The 17366-nt window shown below is 45.2% G+C and carries 13 protein-coding genes; all 13 read right to left on the bottom strand.

What is annotated here, in order from left to right; translation table 11 throughout:
- Positions 1 to 458: 458 nt before the first annotated feature.
- The 13 genes from QWZ01_RS10645 to QWZ01_RS10585 all read right to left on the bottom strand — a co-directional run bounded on the left by QWZ01_RS10645 (position 459) and on the right by QWZ01_RS10585 (position 17337).
- Positions 459 to 1244 (bottom strand): DUF4397 domain-containing protein, encoded by a 786-nt coding sequence (locus QWZ01_RS10645; protein ID WP_290323300.1) that lies wholly within the window; start codon positions 1242 to 1244, stop codon positions 459 to 461.
- Positions 1222 to 3702, bottom strand: a complete 2481-nt coding sequence (locus QWZ01_RS10640) for a zinc-dependent metalloprotease (protein ID WP_290323299.1) — start codon at positions 3700 to 3702, stop codon at positions 1222 to 1224. Before QWZ01_RS10640 ends, QWZ01_RS10645 begins: the two co-directional genes overlap by 23 nt.
- Positions 3703 to 3726: 24 nt before the next feature.
- Positions 3727 to 4173, bottom strand: a complete 447-nt coding sequence (locus QWZ01_RS10635; protein WP_290323298.1) for a hypothetical protein — start codon at positions 4171 to 4173, stop codon at positions 3727 to 3729.
- 181 nt (positions 4174 to 4354) lie between these two features.
- The gene (locus QWZ01_RS10630) at positions 4355 to 5689 is read right to left on the bottom strand and encodes a RagB/SusD family nutrient uptake outer membrane protein (RefSeq protein ID WP_290323297.1); all 1335 of its coding nucleotides are present in this window, start codon (positions 5687 to 5689) and stop codon (positions 4355 to 4357) included.
- Positions 5690 to 5895: 206 nt separating this feature from the next.
- Positions 5896 to 9303, bottom strand: coding sequence for a SusC/RagA family TonB-linked outer membrane protein (locus QWZ01_RS10625; RefSeq protein ID WP_290323296.1), 3408 nt, complete (start codon positions 9301 to 9303; stop codon positions 5896 to 5898).
- Positions 9304 to 9424: 121 nt separating this feature from the next.
- Positions 9425 to 10558 (bottom strand): FecR family protein, encoded by a 1134-nt coding sequence (locus tag QWZ01_RS10620; RefSeq protein WP_290323295.1) that lies wholly within the window; start codon positions 10556 to 10558, stop codon positions 9425 to 9427.
- A 278-nt stretch (positions 10559 to 10836) separates the two neighbouring features.
- Entirely contained in the window at positions 10837 to 11304 is a 468-nt protein-coding gene (locus QWZ01_RS10615; protein WP_290323294.1) for a sigma-70 family RNA polymerase sigma factor, read from the bottom strand.
- 941 nt (positions 11305 to 12245) lie between these two features.
- Positions 12246 to 12470: an NAD(P)-dependent oxidoreductase gene (locus QWZ01_RS10610; protein WP_290323293.1), complete on the bottom strand. Its 225-nt coding sequence runs from the start codon at positions 12468 to 12470 to the stop codon at positions 12246 to 12248.
- Entirely contained in the window at positions 12467 to 13108 is a 642-nt protein-coding gene (locus QWZ01_RS10605) for a nucleotidyl transferase AbiEii/AbiGii toxin family protein (protein WP_290324604.1), read from the bottom strand. The genes QWZ01_RS10610 and QWZ01_RS10605 overlap by 4 nt, the downstream gene beginning before the upstream one ends.
- A 135-nt stretch (positions 13109 to 13243) precedes the next feature.
- The gene (locus QWZ01_RS10600; RefSeq protein WP_290323292.1) at positions 13244 to 14248 is read right to left on the bottom strand and encodes a type IV toxin-antitoxin system AbiEi family antitoxin; all 1005 of its coding nucleotides are present in this window, start codon (positions 14246 to 14248) and stop codon (positions 13244 to 13246) included.
- A 118-nt stretch (positions 14249 to 14366) separates the two neighbouring features.
- Positions 14367 to 14939, bottom strand: coding sequence for a DUF4468 domain-containing protein (locus QWZ01_RS10595; protein ID WP_290323291.1), 573 nt, complete (start codon positions 14937 to 14939; stop codon positions 14367 to 14369).
- A 158-nt stretch (positions 14940 to 15097) separates the two neighbouring features.
- Entirely contained in the window at positions 15098 to 15697 is a 600-nt protein-coding gene (locus QWZ01_RS10590) for a hypothetical protein (protein WP_290323290.1), read from the bottom strand.
- Positions 15698 to 15795: 98 nt separating this feature from the next.
- Positions 15796 to 17337, bottom strand: coding sequence for an IS630 family transposase (locus QWZ01_RS10585; protein WP_290323289.1), 1542 nt, complete (start codon positions 17335 to 17337; stop codon positions 15796 to 15798).
- Between the last annotated feature and the right edge of the window lie 29 nt (positions 17338 to 17366).

Genomic DNA, 17366 nt, shown 5'->3' with positions numbered 1-17366 from the left:
AAGCGTATTATTGGGCTGATCAAGCCGGCTATCAAAAGTACGCGAGGCAAAAGTTGCAGATTCGGGAGCCATTATACCTCCCATCTATCTTTATACCTTGATAAAGCGTTGGACCTGTCGTATAAGGTTCTTAATACCCTGATGATTTGGCAAGTCATATGCTGAGATTATGATTTAAGGAAGGCGCGAAAGGTATTTTGCGCTTTTTTATAAAAATTAACCTGGAGTAATGTTGTTTGATTGGTTGGGATAAGCAAAATAGATGTTCTTCAAAACTCTCCGCTTACATCATGTATGTCTAACTTCGGATTTGTTTTTATGAAAGATTTGAAGCAAGGCTCTGATTGCCCTCATAGTTTTTCTCTTGATTTTTTGTTATCAAAATAAAAAGCGCTCCCGGATTGACCCGGGTAGCGCTTTCAGGTTTACTTAACTGATCGGTTTAGGTGCTGATATCGTTAGTAATTATTCACCAGGATCGCGCCCTGTGTGCTGGTGCTGCTTCCTCCGGGCACACCTTTAAAAACCACCGTTACGTTTTTAAATAGCTTTCCGGCCGTTGTTCCCGGCATCAGGCCGGTCAAGGTATAAGTGGTCAGTAATTTCGCGCTGGCTGCATCCCTGATCTCGAAACTATAGCTGTCGCTGGCCGGGGTTGACCTCTTTACTGTAAAGAGCTGGAAAGGCGATACAGCCTTGTAAGCAAGGCTGCTGACAACAGGTGCGTTTTGGCTGCCGGTGATATTGATGCTTACCGGAGCGCTATCGTTCGATAGGTTGATAAACCGTACACTCACCGCACTATCCGTCACCGGTTTGATGTCGTCAGTGATCAGCACCGGAACAGCATTGGTCGTGGTACCGGTCAGGAAAAGAGTGGAAATGCCGCCCTTACTCAGATGAATGGTCTGGTTGTAGATTGTATGCGTAGTGTCGCTCAGCAGGGAGACTGCAAGGGGTATATCGCCCTTAAAACCAGAAAATTCAATAAAGCTGTTCGCAGCTATTTGCTGCGCGGTCTTGTAATAAATTAACGGTGTACCGCTGTTAAAATTGGGCACAAGTGCTGAACCGCCTGCAATGGCGTTCACGATCGTCAGGGATGAAGACGCGATCGGCGTGTCTGTATTCTTTTTGCAGGAGACCAAAATTATGGCCAGCAGTACCGATGTAATACCTGAATAAATAACTCGTTTCATTTGCTTATGGCTATGGGTTAAATTATTTTCTGTTGACCGTGACATCTTTTATTCTGTTTTGTAGGTCTTTTAAATGGTACAAGGTTAACTGATCATGTGTCCTCGGGATCGCGCTGTTGATCTTAGCCTTAAGTCCATCGAAATTCGCCCTGATCAGGGATGATGCATCCGTTTCGGTACTTGGTTCATCTTTAGCGGACAGGATGACCAACAGGTTTTGAAAATATGATTTTTGTAGATTCCGGCGGTAGGAACTGATCAGGACAGGTCCTTTGCCGTCCAGTTCCCGCCATATAGACCTGTAAATAAACTGAAGGTATTCCGGTCCTGAAAAGACCTGCTTACCATAAAGTTTACTTTCTCCCAGTATCTCATTGATAAGCTGTATGTCCATCAGGCTGTTCAATACTTTCACCTGGGTGTCTTCAATGATATCTGGCGATCTTTGTGAATTTACCTTTTCAAGGACGCCTTTATTGATCAGCCAGTAGGGGGTAGTAAAGAGTTCTTTATCAAAAAATGCCAGGGCAGCCTGTTGTTTTGCCTTGGGCACCGGGGTGATACTGGGTCCGGCCTGATCCTCACTTTTGATCGTATACTCAACGTTACCGATATATTTTAATACATGGCCCATATATCTGTAATATTGGCTCAGGAGTTCATCATAGGCGGCTTTAAGGTTTTCGTAAGTACCACCCTCTGTGTAATTCCATGCCGGAAGGTTTGGAAGTATACGTTGTAAGTTCTTAATGCCGTATATGCTGGCCTTAGCCGCATCGTCGCCCAGATCCTCTCGTTGTGAGCGCGGGTCTGATCCCTTGGTCTCTCCATCTCCCCACCAAAGTTTATGGTCTTTTGATACACGCACATCGACCCATTTGCCAACGATCTTTTTATCAGCTTCTGCGTTTTCGGCGAAGGTTAGTTTATAACCCCATTCTATCGCCCATTTATCATAAGCGCCGATATGGGGCATGAGGCCGGCAGGGGAAATATGGTCTTCCGGCTGGGCCACATAATTGAACCTGGCGTAATCCATGATACTTGCCGTGTGCCCGTATTTGGTCAGGTAGCCGGCGCTCCTCATGCTGTCGACAGGTGTCTGGCTGCTGCTCCCGAAATTGTGTCTTAAGCCCAGTGTATGCCCGACCTCATGACTGGAAACCATGCGGATCAACTGTCCCATCAGTTCATCATCGAAGATCGCCTTGTGAGCCTTTGGGTCGGTCGCGCCGGCCTGAATCATATACCAGTCATGAATCAGGGACATTACATTATTATACCAGCCGATATGGGTTTGGATGATCTCACCGCTGCGGGGGTCATGTATATTTGGTCCGTAGGCATTGGCAACATTAGAAGGGAAATAGTTGATCATGGAATATCGCGAATCGTCCAGGTGCATGGTCGTGTCATTTTCCGGCCATTCTTTGCCTTGTATGGCATTCTTGAAACCCGCTTGTTCGAAAGCTTTTTGCCAGTCATTGATCCCCTGGATCAGGTATGGTCGCCATTGTTTCGGTGTTGCCGGATCTATATAAATAACGATCGGTTTTTTCGGCTCAACGAGTTCCCCGGCCCGGTATTTGGCCAGGTCTGCATCTTTCGGCTCCAGTCGCCAGTGAAGGATAAATTTCTGAGATTCCACTCTTTGTTGTCTGTCGGAAAAGGCGTCATAATAATCGGCGAAATAACCAACACGCGGATCAAAGAAACGTCTTTGTAAAGGCACTTTGGGTAGTAAAACGAATGAACACGTTGTTTGCAGGGTTATGGGTTCTGCCGGTACGGTATTGTGTTTCGAATCGAAGTTTTTAGTGATGCTGATCTCCAGGTTCAAAGGGTAATTATGGATGTATTCGATATAATAATCCTTCATGGAGGGCAGGTTGATGAAGTTTGCGATTTTGCTTTCCGCCGAGATGCTGTTCACAAAACTTTTATCGCGCAGGAACTTGGAAACATCGATCACAAAACTTTTGTGATTTTTTCCATAAGCCAGGATCGGGAACGACGCAGCAATGGGATTAAGACTCGATTTAACCACGGCCTTATAGATCTGGTCCGTACTGTCGGCCTGGCTGATGATCAGGTCATATCGTACCTTTAGGGCAGAGTCCGGGCCCAATTCAAATTGAATGGTCTTTTCATCCAGTTCCTCGCCTGGATACATGTTAGTATTCCCTGCAGCTTTGGTAAGGCGGTTGACAACCATGATATCCCGTTTAAAAAGCGAGTCCGGCACCTCAAAATAGATCAGGTCCTTTTCTTTGTTCCGGTGTATGTTGAATAACCCTTTTTGCGTAGTGAAATCTTTGGTAACGACCTTGTCGTAAGGCTTAATCTTTGTCCTGAGCATTGCATTAACCAGGGAGTCCCTTTTGGCCGCCTCGGCAGGCTTAAGGACGATCTGTGGTATTTTCATCTGTGCGAATATTTTTTGCGCCTGGCAACTGAAGATGATCAGCAAGGCAAGGCCGATCAGATGTTTTGTGATTTTCATTCGTTTTTTATAAGTAATGCGTATTTATTTTTCTGTTAAGCTTTCACAGGAAATGCAGTTCAGTTTGACCGACGGAACATCCTGGATAATATTTTTTAGTTCATTTAACCGGTAAGCGGAATGTCCGTCCCAGGTTACCGCAATCGGTATGATTGACCCACGCTGGTATTCCAGTTCATAATCGGTTCTATGGGTGGTGCTCTGATGGTCGCTCAGGTCGATGTGTATGCCCTCGCGTTGCTGGGCCCAGGACGACAGCATAGGTAAGGCCAGGGGTTTTACCGTATTCATCAGGCTGATCATCGCCGAATCCTTAGAAGCGTCAGGAAGGGAAACGGAGATAAAGCTGCGTGTCCGGCCATTAAATTGCAGGTCTTCCTCTACGGGGCTGAAGGCAGACGGCTCCCGGCCGCCTCGGCCGCCGAACGGACTGGCATCTTCAAAACTTTCAAGACTAGTGTATGCGGGCATTTTCTTGCGCTTAGGCAACGTATTGCCGGGGCCGCAACCATAAAGGAGGAATAAGGGCACAAGAATAGCCCCTCCGAATGTGATCAGTTTTTTTTTGTTCATAAATATTTAATTTGTTCTGGTGAACAATGGCTGCCGGTGGCGAGAAGTCCCGTCCATGGCAGTATTGTAATTATTTTACTTAATATCCTGGGTTCTGTGCCAGGTTAGGGTTGTTTTGTAAGTCTAAGATCGGTATAGGGTAGGTCAATTGGTTGGAATTAAAGGGTTGCTTACTGGTTATTGCACCTAAAACACCTGCTGCTTTTCCAGTGCGCTTCAGGTCAAGGAACCGGTGTCCCCATTCCGCAAATAATTCCACCCGACGTTCCTGGGCGACGGCAGCAAGCAGGTCGGCCTGACTGGCCGCCATCGTATTGGGCAGACCTGCCCTGTTGCGGATCACATTGAGGTCTGATGCAGCTCCGGCAAGGTCATTCTGCTGCGCACGTGCTTCAGCCCTGATCAGGTATTGTTCGGCCAATCGTAGCACCATATAATAACAAGCAGGAACGTTATTAATAACCGTGCTGTTCGGTCCATATTTTATAAATTGATTGACCACTGATCCGTTGAAGGGTGCCAGACTTGCTGGCGTGGTCACCGCGCTGGTCCATGTTTTTTTCCGGAGATCATTGGGCTCAAAGGCACCGGATAATTGCGGGGACAAATAATAAGTTGGAAGATAGATCGTCGAAAATATGGAGGGCAGCGTTAATGTTGCTGCCTGCACTGCCGGTGTCAGATTGGCCCAGATAGCCTTAGCGGTCAGGTAAATGGGGGCATATTGACTGTATGGAGGAATGGAAGTGTTCGGTTGTAATTGCCATATAGCCTCTGAACTGTTCTTCAAAAATGTACCGGCAGGCGCGGTCAAACTATATTGCGTGTTCGCAATGACCAATGATGCCTGGGATTCGGCATCTTTCCACCTTTGCTGATATAGATACACGCGCGATAATAAGGCAGTTGCAGCCCATTTATTAGGACGGATACGTTCTTTGTTGACAACGGCCGAGTAATCGCCTGGTAATAATGATTGTGCATCCTGAAGGTCTGCGACGATCTGCGTGTAAACGTTCGCTTGCGCAGCACGGGGTAGTTGGGCGGTTTGATTGAAATCTGCCGACAGGGCCAACGGTACATCACCGAAAAAATTGGTCAGGTAGAAATAATGAAAAGCCCGAACGAATTTGCATTCTCCGTTAAGTTCCCGCCGCGCACTATCGGTCAATTGTGGTGAGGTTGAACCGGCCACACCCTCCAAAATGTTGTTTACGGAATTCAACGTATGATAAGCCGGTTTCCAAAATATAATATAAGGATTCGGGTTATCGAATTGAATGGTATTGGTCTCGAATTGATAATTGTAAGGTTTTGATAGCTTATCTACACTGGACAATTCATCGGCCGATAGTCCTGCGTACAGATCGGTGCCGCCGTTACTGAAGGTAAATGCCCCGCTGTTGGTCATCATTTGGGAATATACGCCCGCAAGGGATGAGTTCGCCTGTGCATCTGTCGTAAAAAGCTGGATCGACGTCACCGTATTCGTAGGCTGATCGATCTCCACGATCTTTTTACAGCCGGTGATGTTAACCAGGAGACAACATAAGCAAAAAAGAAAACCGGCCTTTTCGCTGTTTTTTATGATGTATGTTTTCATTTTGTGTTGATTTTAAATTAAAAGGATGCAGTCAAGCCGCAAACCACTGATTTTACCGGCGGTTGCGAACTGTAATTCTGGGTTTCCGGATCCAGACCCTGGTAGCCGGTAAGCACAAAAAGATTTTGGGCATTGAGATTTACCGCTAATCTCCTGATGCCGATCTGATCCAGCATTTTGGAGGGCAGCGCGTAGGATAAGGAGACGCTTTGAAGTCGGATATAACTTGCGTCTTTCCAGACACCGGTCGATGTCCCGTAAATATTATCTGAAGCGACCGCCGTGTTGGTCAATCTGGCAAATAAAGCATCGTTCTGCCCCGGATATTGCCAGCGGTGATCGTATTGATAGGTCGATATATTTGCGGCGCCGCCAAACAGGGAGCCGGCATTACCGGTAAATGCAGTTTGACCCATTTGCTTTTTAAATGAGAAATAGGTGCTTAAGCTAAAATTCTTATAGGTAAATTGATGCGAAAAACCTCCGCTGTATTTGGGCGCGATATTGATGATCACATATCGGTCATCATTCTGAGTACCAGGAAGGACAGTAAGTACTGTGGTGATCTTTCCATCACCGTTATGATCAGTATAGGTGTTCTGACCTGTTAGAGGGTCGATGCCGGTAAAGTTGTAAGCATAAACGATGTCAAGGGACTGCCCGACCTGGTATTTACTGGCATAAGGCGATTCATCCAGATGTGGATAGGCCAATAGTTTATTACGGTTGAAACCAATGTCGAATGAGGCTACCCAGCTAAAAGCCTTGTTTTTGATAAGCGTAGCGTTAGCGCTGAATTCCCAGCCTGAGTTTTGTACACTTGCGGGCGAGTTCGCAATAACCGATGTAAACCCCGTAAGCGAAGGGATCGGATAGTCCACCAACTGGTTGTCGCAGCGGTTCCGGTAAAAAGCGGCTTCAATATTGATACGGTCATTGATCAGGCTGATATCCAGAGCGCTTTCAAACTTTTTATTAACCTGCCAGTGGAAATCGACATTGGGTTCAAGCTGTGGTGTAAGTGGGGTAATGCCGTTATAGGGCGTAAGAATAGGTGACAGGTTGCCATATTGTGAAAGGAATTTATAGTCGCCGACATTATCGCTGCCGGTAATGCCGTAACTCCCTCTTAACTTGATAAAACTGATGGCTTCGGGCAGGGCGTTCCTCAGCCATTTTTCCCCGCTGGCGATCCAGGCCGCGCCCACAGATCCGAAATTACCAAATTGGTTTCCCGGGCCGAACCGGCTGCTGCCATCCCGACGGCCATTGATATTTAAGATGTATCTATCCTTCCAGTTATAATTGATTCTGGCAAAAACGCCGGTGTATTTATACTGCGCTGAATTATCTGTTGCCGCTAATAGTCCCGCTGGCGCAAGCGCAAGTGATCTGATAAAAATATCACTGGTATAACCATTGGCTGTGATCAGTTGTCCATTGGTCGAATTATTTTGGTAGGTAGCGCCAGCCAAAAATTTAAGTGTGCCCTGACCGATATTATAGGTGTAATCTAACTGCGGTTCAATGATCACGTTGTTGATCTTCGTATTCCCGAAATTAGCATTTGCGATAGGTGAACTTGTTTGATACGGGTCTTCCGAAGCGATCGGCTGCGCGGAATATTGCGTATTTTGGATGGAATTATATCCGAGACTTGTTCGGAATATCAATCCTTTAGCGATATTATAGGTCAATGAAAGATCCGCTGTCAGGCTGTTCTGCTTACTGTTATAAGGTTTCAATAGTCCCGCGAAGGGGAATTGGAAACTTCCGGAACTGTATGCGGAGAAATTTAACACTCCCTGGCTGTTATATGGTCCCGGAGCATTTGGCGGGAGCGTAAGATATCTTCCACTTGAAGATTGATTAACATCGGTATAACCATAATTTGCCGATAAAGAAACAACAAATCGTTTACTGGGGCTGTGGCTTGTCAGGTTGAATGCGACCGTAGCGCGTTGATCGGCGCCACTAAGAGTATTAATATCCGTTGATCTATTATAGCCGGTCGCGATCCGAAAGACGGTCTGGTCGTTGCCGCCGGAGACAGCGGCCTGAATGGTCGTCTTTTTCGCAACCTGGCCGAAGGAGTATTTTTGCCAGTCTGTATAGCTGTTTCTGTCCCATAAGAGCAGATCCGGGGCGGTTTGGGCGATCGGGGTGATGCCGTCGTTCCTGTAGGCTTCATTGCGCATGGACAGGTATTGCTGCGTATTCAGCAGGTTCCATTTGGTCGTTACCATATTGATCCCCTGTGAACCGTTCAGGTCGAATTGCGTAGCGCCTGCTCTGCCTTTTTTAGTGGTGATCAGAATCACGCCGTTCGCCCCGCGGCTACCATATATCGCCGTAGCATCGGCATCTTTAAGCACTTCGATTGATTGGATATCTGCAGGATTGATACTGTACAATGGGCTCTGTCCCTGAGATAACGACAGTCCGGTCTGGTCGGTCCCCCTGGAAATATTGTTGCTGCTGGTCACAATACTGTTCGTGGTGCCTTTAGTGTCTGGTATGGTCATCGGTACACCGTCAATAATATACAAAGGGTCAGATGTGAAGTTAGGATCTATGGAACCTCTCCCACGGATCTCTATTTTGATCGAGCCTTCCTCATAACCACCTGGTGTGACCACTACACCGGGAATGCGGCCCTCTATCGCCAGCAGGGGGTTCATGATCGTTTGTTTTTCGATATCGGCAGCTGTTACCCGGCCGATACTGCTGGTCGTCAGGCGCTGGGTGGTTTGTCCATAAGCCTGTACTACCACCTCGTCAAGCGCACTGGTGGCCTCCTCCAGGCGTATGTTCAGAAATAAAGGTTTTGTTATCGGAATGACCTGTGTTTTGTAACCGATAAAACTGACGATCACCGTATCGCCAACGTCGACATCCTTCAATGAAAAAATGCCGCGCACATCAGTAGTGGTACCGGTTTTTTCATGTTTTTTGATGATCGTTGCGCCGAAAAGCGGTTCGTTATGTATATTGATCACCGCCCCGTTGAGTTCGTTATTCTGATCTGGCGCAGTGCTATGCCTTTGCTTAACACGTTCGGACTGTATTTTTTCACTGATCACTACGGTGCGGTCTTCGATCGTATACGTTAAAGGTTGGTCTTTGAATACTTGTTCCAGTACTTCTTTTAGTTCAGCTCCCTTTACATTGATATCTACCGGTTTGGCGCTTTGAAGTAATTCCTGCGTGTATAGAAAATCATAGCCGCTTTGCTTGCGCAATGAGGTGATAATATTCTTTAGAGGTGCTTTTTTTTGATTCAGCGTGATCTTTTGAGCAAAGGCTGCAGCGCTGACCTGCATTATGGCTGCTGTTAGGATGAAAATAGTGATCTTCATGATCAGTAAGGCATTAGGGATGTGCCGTAGTGGCGCGCAAAGTTTCTTAGTATAATTTTTATACATTTGTTAGTCTGGTTTAGGATTGATATAACCGCAAGTTGGATTAATATGATCCCAGGCATTGGCCAGTAGTGTTGGTAGCACTTCTGGCTTTTTTGTACGGGATCCATAAGGGGAGTTGTAATTATCTGCTTACAATGACCCTCCTTTCTTTTATCCTGAAGTGTACTTTCTGAGTTAACGCGAGCTTATTAAGTACCTGGGAGACACTGGCAAAGCGATTAACGGTTCCACCAAACCTGTCGGTCGGGACAGGACCTTCATAAACTACTTCAACATCGTACCAGCGGCTGATCTTGCGCATGGCTGATGTGATCGTTTCGTCGAACATAAAATAGCCGTTCTTCCAGGCCAGGGCTTCTTCCGTGTCCACAGTGGAAATATTCAGGGATTTTTTGGTCAGTACCGCCTGTTCGCCCGGTTTTAGAATACCGCCCTTGTTGTTTAAGATATCATTTATCCGCACACTCCCTTCGATCAGGGTTGTTTTTACTGCCGGTTCATCAGCATAACTGTTGATGTTAAAATGAGTCCCCAATACCCGTACCGTCTGGGTAGCCGTTTGTACGATAAAAGGATGGGCCTTGTCTTTGGCTACTTCAAAATAAGCTTCCCCGGTCAGTTCAACCTTTCTCAGCGCTCCAGCAAAGTTTACCGGGTATCTTAACGAGGAGGCTGCATTCAGTAGTACCCTGGTTCCATCGGCCAGGCCTACCCAGTACTGGCCGCCTTTAGGCGTGGTGATCGTATTGAATTTTGGGCTTTGGTTGTCTGTGCCGTTTTGCTCATACACCAACCGTCCGTTATCGCTTTTGGTGATAGCCATGTGCGCTTCCCGGGCAACAAGCCCTTGGCTCGCATCCGTCAGGCTGATCTGTTTCCCATTAGCCAGCGTGAGTATAGCCTTATTGCTGCCGGGAACGATGCGGGCAACGGACCTTTCCACGTTTTCTTTACGATTCAGTGCCAGCCATCCACCAACGCCAATAGTCAGTAAGATGATAGCTGCCGCGGCCACCCTTGCCCAGGTAAAGATGCGTATAGGTATTCCTTGCGGGATATTTTCGCGTTCAACGATATTCCGGTACATCCGGTCGCTTAAATCCAGGGGGGAACCTGTCCCCGTGGTTTTTAATTCTGTATCGTCAAAACTATTGTACCATTGGTCAAACTCCCCTTTTTCTTCGGCAGTGATATAACCCTCACGCCATTTCCTGGCAAGTTCTTCGTAACGTTCCTGGTTAATATGCTCGGACATTTTAGGTGCTTTTTATAGAATAGCCAAAGCAGGGTCGAAAAACCCTTAGTCTAATTGGATTTTTTTTTGATTTTGTTAAAATGAAGTTGATTTAGTTAAGAAAGGTATGTTCGGTTGAAGACAAATAGTGAAATGAGCCATAAATTACGGCTGGGTGGTATCCTTTTTTAAGGTAGAATTTAAAAAAGTTAGAAATGTCTATAATAAAAGGCCTAAAAAGTTACCGAAGGTGGCTTTTAATATCTTTTTTGCTTTTGATAAGTGAGCCTCTACCGTTTTTAGAGAAATATCAACTCTTCAGCGATCTGTAAATGGGAATATCCCTGGTCATGCCGTAATTTAAAGACGATGCGGCACTTTTCCGGGAGTTGGCTAACGGTCAGATCGAATTGGCGCTGAAGTTCCAAATAGTCCAGTAGTTCAATCGTACTATCATCGATCTCGGATAATGCTTTGGCCGCTTCTTTCTGATAACTGTCCGCGACCGCCCTTTTGGCCAGCCGGTTGATTACTTCAAATTTTACAGCGATTGAGAAGTAATTGTCAAAACCTTTGACCAATACTAATCGTTCCCGCTTGCGCCAGAGATTGCAAAAAATATCCTGCACTACCTCTTCAGCCTCGGTATCATCATTTAGCCGTTTCCTTGCGATCACGTACAGTTTGTCCCAATGGCGCTCATAAATTAAACGAAATGCAGCTTCGCCACTGGTCCTGAGCAGGTCCGCGAGTTCAATATCTGTCATGTTATCGTATCGGCTCAAAGCTAAATTATTACGAAAGTAACAATAATTTAATACAAGATCGTTATGCGAAATCGATAAAGGTACAATGCCCTGGTATTGATAAAAATATCAAATTATAATACTGATAAACGGCCCCCCTTTAAGAACCGGACCGTTCGCCTTTGGCGGACCGCTGACCCAGCGATATAATCAAGGTATTAACCTTTCCCCCGCCTTATATACTTTTGCCGCTACCTTCATCTTAAGCAATAGTGTACCGAATGAAACCGTTGCAAAAGTGACTCTGTTACTAACGAAATTCGCTGCCGGTATACAGGAATCTGAATTGAAAGGCGAGGGGGGCGGAGCCGGTTAAACAGGCCCTTCGCGCCTAGTAGGTGCATGGGGGCTTTTTGTGCTTTTTGTTATCTGTATACCGATTATAAACTACTTCAATCGCCGCCTGCACAAGAAATTCGATCGCATGTTTATGGTTGAGGATCATCTGCGCTTCTTTGGCTGATTTCGTTTCGTTCGCTGTACCCTGGTTAATTAAGCATACGGAATCCAGGACCCCTGTAGGTATTAGCCACTAAGCGGCACAATTATCAGTGGAAAGACGCTGAATTAGATGAGATCTTTCTGGTATTCAAATTCGTTTTCAATTTTCTCCGCATCACCTTAGGTCGGGTAGACGAAAGCGTCGAAAAAATCGCTGCGGCCGTCAGGTCGCACAGATAAGAGGTGCTTATAGGCACTTCTCCGCCGGCTACCCTTTCCTCACCGAACACGCACAATAATATTATTAACCGTCTTTCTAATTGCTGACATCTGTCAATATTTCTGTCGCCAGCAGTCCGCTTCGGCCATTGATGAGTGAAGCTCCCTTTTTAGAAAGCTTATAATCCTGTCAATAACTTGAGGAAGCATTTATTTTGTTGTCACCGGATATTATTGCTTTGCTATTTGACTGAACTGCAAGCATCATTTCTGGTAATCCAGGCCAGAACAGCTTTTGCTGTATCTTCATAGAACACCCGGTAGGTATCTTCCGTAACGTACCCGATATGTGGTGTGGCCAGTACATTATCCAGCGTTCTGAGCGGGTGATCAGGCGGGAGTGGTTCCTGGTCGAATACATCGAGGGCGGCTCTTATGTAAAAAGCCGGTTGTAGTAATAATTTCAATTTGCCGATGCCGCTTCGTCGTTTAACCCATCAAGCATTGCTTGCCACCAGGTCGTAGGCCTGTTTTTTATAATTTGTTTAATTCTTTCCCGCAGTTCGCCTGATTCCGACAGTAAATTACTTATTTTTCTTCCAATGACCCTTGAACAAACAAGTTGTAAATAATCGCTTTGATTGGTTTCATACATGTTCATAATGTCAAAGTGTTCCTCGTAAATATCTCCCGAATAAAGGTCGAAATAAACACGGATGATATGTTCAATATCCGTAATATCTTTCGTTCTTTGAGGTCTGTCATTTTTGGATATCAGTTTAAGCAGAATAATTCCCTCCATCGTGTAAACCTTGATGCTCATCCTATCAGTAATCTTTATATCGTCAACGAAGGGATAGATTTCCAGGAAGCCGGGCATATTCAGGACAAACGATGGATTTGTGAGTTTTACATGACGGTTGGGTTCTTCAATATCCCCAAAAGGTAAAAGATATACTTCGATTGAATTATGGTAAAGCAATTTGATTGTTTCGTGAGAATGCGCAGTAAAATTTCCTGTCGAAATCAATGCAGCCTTTAATTGATTGAACTGGCCTTCACTATTGATCAGGATCGCGAGATCTACATCTTTTGTTTTGCGGATCGCTGCTGCACCCAGGTCAGCTGATAAGTGGATGTCACGGCTACTGCGCCTACCAGGTAGTAATCGATTCCGAATATGCTAAACACTGGTTCCATTTCTAGCAGCATTTCGATAATGCCCGGATGTAAGATCAGTTCAGTCAAGGTATTTCATTTTGATGCGCTCCGCGGTTTCCTGATTGCGGCTGTCGAAGCTTGTGATTAATTCAGCGTAGGCCAACAAGGCAGGCACGGTAGGTATGTGAATGCCTGGCCCGTTATCTTTCCAGAATTGTTCCAATATCTCGATATTTCCGTTAAGGTCGGGTATCAGGTGTAATTTTTTCATCAGAACGGCCTTAGGCTCCCTAGTGTAAATGGTGAATTTTTCAGGTCGCAGAAAATCGGTTAACAGTGCACCGGCATTTTCACCGCCCCACTTAAACTGGTTCGTCTCGAGTTGATCCCAGTGATTGACCTGATCTTTGACGATAAACCGGAAATTGCCTGCCAATAATTTGGGCCTCAGGGTTGCCATGTATGCTTCAGCCCACCGGTTGATCAGCCTTTCTTTATACCCGATGAAAAGCCCCTTATTTTTACCACCATCCAGTACGTAACCTTCTTTTTTTAGCTCTTCCAGCAAACCGCCAACATTTCCTAGAGCAATATCGGCTTCCTCAGCGATCTGCCGGTATGAATGATTCAGGAGTTCTGGTTGTATCAATATCGCAAACAGGAATTTCAAGCCTGCAGTCTTCCATAACTTACCCTCCACCGGCACACGGGTCCCGGTCACCTGCTGATCATTAATGTATATAAATAATTCCGGGGTCTGTATGAAACAGTTTCCTGCAGCATCGAGATAGTTATAGTTGATGCTTTTCAATTCCTGTTTGAGCGGCTTTGGTATGTACTGTGCAACCAGCAGATTTGCTATTCCCTTTTGGCGTTTAGCTGGCAGATATTTTTTATTTCGCAGCTCGTTTTTAATCTCTACAACAAAGTGCACTTTGTTTTTGGCGCTACGGATTTCTATTTCTGCATCACATCTGTCATCCAGGGTCGCTGTGCCGGATTTCAGGGTTTTAATCGTGACCCCTGTCAGCAGCGCCAGTTTTTCAGTTGCCTGATCAAGTATTTCCTGTTCTTTGGTGTTCATTAAATTTGGTTGTTCATGAAGTATGAACAATCGAATTTAATGAACAAATTATTAAAAAACAAATGTTGGATAGGATTTGTTCAATTAAAAACAATGTTCATGCCTCATGAACAAATTATTAAAAACAAATCCTATATTGTAAATCATCGGATTTTGCAACCATTGCCTTGTTAAACGCGAACAGTGTAGTGGTAATGGTTGCATTCATACTTTCCAGCATACGTCTCGCTTGTTTATCATTGAAGGGCGACTTTTCTTTTTCAAGTAACTTACCTATCAGCGATTCTGGGGTCGTGGACAGCTCATTACCTGGACTGCTTAAAGTTTGTTCATAAACTCTGACCCGGTATTTATTTTCTTTACAGTCTACCTGAAAAGATAATTTGTCATTATAAATGACATTGCTGCCAAGAGCACCCCTGAAAGCAACAAATAAAATGCCTTTTCCAACAATCTTACCATCTTCCTTATCTTCATTTTGAATAACATACTTTGAGCTTTTGAAATAATCAACAAACCATTGTTTGGCGTTTTTGTAGAGATCGGCTTTAGATTTACCGGGAGCATCCATAATTCTTTCATATACCACGGCGCCATCTTTTACCGGTATATTGAGGCCCGTGGTGTCTTTTTGTACGAATGCTGCAGTGGTGCAAATAAGAGCTGCGATGCTTAGTATTGTTTTTTTCATGTGATATGGTTTATGGGGCATGGACATAATAACTTGTTCTGACAAATCCAATCTGAAACATAAACTTATACTGAATAGGGTTCGTTTGCTGCAGATGCTTCCTTAAAAAGTTAAGAGATAAACAAGATAAGAAGCCCGCCAGTCCATGTAGAACGATATCAATTCCGCTGAAAGCTTCTCTGCAGTTCTTGTTTCACCCCGCTCATATCCCTGCTCAATAACTCATAAATGGCTTCGTACTGTGCGCACAGATCAAATATGCTTTGGTTATACCGACCGTAGAGTTCTTCTTCATTTTCTTCCGTGGAGTTCAGCAGTTGGTCTGCAAGGTCAAGGTTTTGAAGGAAGATCAAATGAGTCCTGGTATTGGCAGTAATGATTTCTTTATACGAAAGACGCACATCAAAATAAAGGCTGATCAGGTTATGCTTCCAGTTTTCTTCATTCAGTTTTTGCAAATTCGCATCCACTTTCTTAATCTCTTCGCTCAGAAATTTCAGGCTGGATTCACTTCGGGCATTATTGCGGTTCCTTCGATAGTTGATATTCTTCCTCAGGATGGCCATGGTTTCACCAGTTACGAAGTAGTAGCTTTCTGCGATCTCGATTTTCTTCGTCCGGTACTGGTTTTCGATATCATTGCGATGTTTGCGCCTATCATTGATGAAGGAAAACAGACCGCTTAAAGCTTGTGTAAGCAGGGCACCTGCCAGACCGGAGAAGGCGCTTACAGCTATAAGAGTGTTGTTGTTAGGCATAACGTGAAACTTTTTCGAATTTAAACATTAAAATCGTTATTTGCTAATTTAATTAGCAAATCGGTATGGGTTTGATCACGATAGATAGAAACTGCAAATCAGCCAAGATGTCTGCAAATATTGGCTTTATCAAAGACCGGTTTTACCTTTTCTTTCCCCCAGATTTTCTGGCCAGCCCGTTTGGGGTATCGAAGGAAATGCTGGTTTCGGCGATTAAAATACCGGTCAATCGCCGCGGTGCATTCGTCCACGGACTGGTAATCGCTATTATGGATGACCGATTTTGCAAGGCCGCTAAATACCGATTCGATCACATTCAGATGCGGCGTTCTGGACGGTAGGGGAACCAGCTCTATTCTTGGCGTTTTTAACTTCTCTCTATACTCCGGTTCATTGATTTCTGCAAGGTAATCCCGTAACTGTTGCGAGTCGTGCCAGCTTGCCGCGTCCCACGATAAGTATAGCCGTTCCTGATTTTGGTATTGCAAAGTTAGCACATCGATGAGCCTGATCATTTCCGAGGTGTCTTTTTTAAGGGAATAGAACCAAGTGAGCTGGTTAGTGGACAATTCCAGCGCGCAGGTACAGATGAACCAGCCCTTGCTTTTGTCTACTTTGTAATAAACTGGCAGTTCGCCTTTTCTGACCAACTGGCGCCCGCCTTTCGGCCGGACAGACTTCGGGCCGTATTCATCTATGGAGAAAAATTTTTCATTTCTGCCCAGCCCGGCGAGTATGTGACGAATGTGGTCGTACTTTTCCAGGAACCGCGGATCGTGGCTGACAATAACTTCGCGGGAGCGTTTGAACCTGATTCCCCTTTTTCTCAAATAGCATCCTACTGTGCTGAAGCTGATATCCTTTCCGGATACTTTGCTATAGGCGTAGGCCAGGTCAGTGATTGTCCAGGATATTTTATCGAAACCGTATAATTTCGGGCTTTGTCGTACTAGGTGCACGACCTCGTCCATACGTTTTTCAATGGCCTCGCGCCGCTCCCTGCATATGGGTTTTTTGTTACCCGGGCGACTCAACGCCGCCAGGCCTTCGCGCTGATAGGTTCTCAACCAAATGAGCATGGTAGCATAAGCGCACTCGATACGATATCCTAGTTTACTCATTGAATTGTATGTATAGGTGGTCATCAGCAATACGGAAACCTGCCATAGCCGGTGATCGTTTCCTTTTCGCCAACGCCGCAGGATTGCCAGTTCATCTGAGGTAAATTTACTTTTGAGTTTCGCTGCACAGAGTTCATTTTCATTTGCTTCGAACCATCTCTTAAATACATGATAAAAACGAGGCTTACTGAATTCTTCCGGGAACAGGCTATGATATTTTTGGTAAAGATCTTCTGCAATCAGCACCGGTCCTGGCTCGGCAAGTACCAGTCCTGGCATGACGGAGAGGAAATTCAGGTACCATGGTGACGACTTGAAGATTTTTTCCTTGCCGATGTAAAAGTCGTAATCTTGTAATTTGTCTGGATGTTGCTGATCCAATATCCTAAAATCATTTAAATAACTGCGTACAGTGGCCTGCCGGAGTTCAAGCTTCTCAGCTATGTGCTGAACGTTTACCTCTCCAGTTATGTAATGGCGCCGGATAATATCCTTTTTTGCCTTGGTAATGGCTGGCATATCCCTTTGATATGAGTTAGTTAAATATA

This window comes from Mucilaginibacter aquaedulcis (assembly GCF_030409325.1).
Taxonomy (GTDB): Bacteria; Bacteroidota; Bacteroidia; order Sphingobacteriales; family Sphingobacteriaceae; genus Mucilaginibacter; species Mucilaginibacter aquaedulcis.
The sequence above is the reverse complement of the archived record's forward strand: the minus strand, read 5'-3'. Positions and strand labels throughout refer to the sequence as shown.